The organism is Nonomuraea sp. NPDC005501 (genome assembly GCF_040605905.1).
In the GTDB taxonomy this organism is placed as follows: domain Bacteria; phylum Actinomycetota; class Actinomycetes; order Streptosporangiales; family Streptosporangiaceae; genus Nonomuraea.
The window spans coordinates 1-2,999 of the sequence record NZ_JBEXDT010000208.1; the positions used below are offsets into that span (position 1 = coordinate 1).

Consider the following 2,999-nt stretch of genomic DNA (forward strand, 5'->3'; position numbering starts at 1 on the left):
CTCGCCCTGCCCGCCGGGTCCGCCGCCGACGCCGAGGCCGTCGCCCTCGGCGCGCTGCTCGGCGCGTACGGCTTCAGCCGCTACCGCACCGGCGAAGGCGCCAAGGCGCCCGTGGCCGAGCTGGAGGTGCTGTCCCCGCTCCCCGCCGAGGAGGCCGGACGGATCGCGGAGCGGGTCACCGCGCTCGCCGAGTCCGTCACCCTCGTGCGCGACCTGGTCAACACCCCGCCCTCCGACCTGTGGCCGGGCAAGTTCGCCGAGATCGCCGAGCAGGCGGCCGCGAAGGCCGGCCTGACGGTCGAGGTGCTCGACGAGAAGCAGCTCAAGGACGGCGGCTACGGCGGCCTCATCGGCGTCGGCCAGGGCTCGGCCAACCCGCCGCGGCTCGTCCGCCTCTCCTACACCCACCCCGACGCGGGCAAGACGCTGGCGTTCGTGGGCAAGGGCATCACCTTCGACTCCGGCGGCCTGTCGCTCAAGCCGTCCGCGTCCATGGACTGGATGAAGTCCGACATGGGCGGCGCGGCGGCCGTCTTCGGCGCGCTGCTCGGCATCGCCCGCCTGGGCCTGCCGGTCAACGCCGTCGGCTACCTCTGCCTGGCCGAGAACCTGCCGAGCGGCACCGCGCAGCGCCCCTCCGACGTCATCCACAGCTACAGCGGCAAGACCGTCGAGGTGCTCGACACCGACGCCGAGGGCCGCCTGGTGCTCATGGACGGCATCGCCCGCGCCGCCGAGGACCTCCCCGACCTGATCGTGGACGTGGCCACGCTCACCGGCGCGCAGATCGTCGCGCTCGGCTGGCGCACGGCCGGCGTCATGGCCAACGACGACGCCGTCCGGGAGCTCGTCGTCGAGGCCGCGACGGCCGCCGGCGAGGGCGCCTGGGGCATGCCGCTGCCCGAGGAGCTGCGCAAGGGCCTCGACTCGTCGATCGCCGACATCGCCAACCTCCAGCCCGAGCGCTGGGGCAGCATGCTGGCCGCGGGCATCTTCCTCAAGGAGTTCGTGCCCGACGGGGTGCGCTGGGCGCACATCGACATGGCCGGCCCCGCCTTCAACAAGGGCGAGCCGTACGGCTACATCCCCAAGGGCGGCACGGGCGCCATCACCCGGACCCTGATCGGACTGGCCGAGCGGCACGCGAGCATCTGAAACAAATGAAAAGATGACGGCATCACGAACACCCCGACAAGGAGCCTTCCTGTGGCCTACGACATCGTCGTCCTAGGTGGCGGCAGCGGCGGCTATGCCTGCGCGCTGAGGGCTGCCGAGCTGGGCAAGTCCGTCGCCCTGATCGAGAAGGACAAGATCGGCGGCACCTGCCTCCACCGGGGATGCATCCCCACCAAGGCTCTGCTGCACTCCGCCGAGGTCGCCGACGAGACCCGCGAGAGCGAGACGTTCGGCGTCAAGGCGCGCTTCGACGGCATCGACGTCCCCGGCGTCCACGCGTTCAAGGACAAGATCGTCACCCGCGCCTGGAAGGGCGTGCAGGGCCTGCTCAAGGGCGCCGGCGTGACGATCGTCGAGGGCGAGGGCCGCCTCGTCGGGGAGCGTGCGATCCAGGTCGGCTCGGAGGTGTACGAGGGCGCCAGCCTCGTCCTCGCCACCGGCTCCGCGCCCCGCTCCCTGCCCGGCCTGGAGATCGACGGCGAGCGCGTCATCACCAGCGAGCACGTGCTGACCATGGACCACGTCCCGGCCTCCGTGATCGTGCTGGGCGGCGGTGTGATCGGCGTCGAGCTGGCCAGCGTCTACCGCTCGTTCGGCGCCGAGGTCACGATCGTCGAGGCGCTGCCGCATCTGCTGCCCACCGAGGAGGAGTCGAGCTCCAAGCTGCTGGAGCGGGCCTTCCGCCGCCGCGGCATCAAGTACGAGCTGGGCGTCTTCTTCGACAGCGCCAAGACCACCGACACGGGCGTGGTGGTCACCCTGGCCAACGGCAAGACCCTCGACGCCGAGGTGCTGCTCGTCGCGGTCGGCCGCGGCGCGGTGTCCTCCGGCATGGGCTTCGAGGAGGCCGGCATCACGATCGAGCGCGGCGCCGTCGTGGTGGACGAGCACTGCCGCACGTCGGTCCCCGGCGTCTACGCGATCGGCGACCTGATCCCCACCCTGCAACTGGCCCACGCCGGCTTCGCCGAGGGCATCATGGTCGCCGAGCACATCGCCGGCCTCAACCCGCCGCCCATCGACTACGCCGGAGTGCCGCGCATCACCTACTCCGACCCCGAGGTCGCCTCGGTGGGCATCACGTCCGCGCAGGCCGCCGAGCGCGGCATCGAGATCGTGGAGCAGGTCTACGACCTCGCCGGCAACCCGAAGAGCCAGATCCTCGGCACCGCGGGAGCGGTCAAGGTCATCGCCCAGAAGGACGGGCCCGTCGTCGGCGTCCACATGGTGGGCCGCCGCATCGGCGAGCTCGTGACCGAGGGTCAGCTGATCTACAACTGGGAGGCGCTGCCCGCAGAGGTCGCCCAGCTCATCCACGCACACCCGACCCAGTCCGAGGCCATGGGTGAGGCGATGCTGGCACTGGCCGGCAAGCCGCTGCACGTTCACAACTAGTCCAGCCCTCGAGATCAGAACGCGAGAGAAGATAACGATGCCGGTCTCCGTACAGATGCCCCAGCTCGGCGAGAGCGTCACCGAGGGCACGGTAACCCGTTGGCTGAAGAAGGAGGGCGAGCGCGTCGAGGCCGACGAGCCGCTCCTCGAAGTGTCGACCGACAAGGTCGACACCGAGATCCCGTCGCCGTCAGCGGGTGTCATCACCAAGATTGTCGTCGCGGAGGACGAGACCGTCGAGGTCGGCGCCGAGCTGGCCATCATCGACGAGAACGGCCAGGCCGGCGGTGCCGCCCCCGCGCAGGAGGAGGCTCCGGCCCCCGCCGCGCAGCCCGAGCCGGAGCCCGCCCCGGCCTCGTCGATCCCGCAGCCCGCGCCGGCCCAGCCGGCCGCCCCGCCGCAGCCGGCTCCGGCCCCGCAGGCGCAGC

General features: G+C 71.7%; 3 protein-coding genes. All 3 read left to right on the plus strand.

Annotation, left to right across the window (positions count from 1 at the left end; genetic code table 11):
• Positions 1-1,155, plus strand: a 1,155-nt coding sequence (locus ABZS51_RS42510; protein ID WP_355453983.1) for a leucyl aminopeptidase, incomplete at its 5' end; no start/stop codon positions are given.
• Between the two features lie 51 nt (positions 1,156-1,206).
• Complete coding sequence (gene lpdA / locus ABZS51_RS42515; RefSeq protein ID WP_355453986.1) at positions 1,207-2,571, plus strand: dihydrolipoyl dehydrogenase; 1,365 nt, start codon at positions 1,207-1,209, stop codon at positions 2,569-2,571.
• Positions 2,572-2,608: 37 nt separating this feature from the next.
• On the plus strand, positions 2,609-2,999 hold a 391-nt coding region (locus ABZS51_RS42520; RefSeq protein WP_355453988.1), incomplete at its 3' end, for a biotin/lipoyl-containing protein.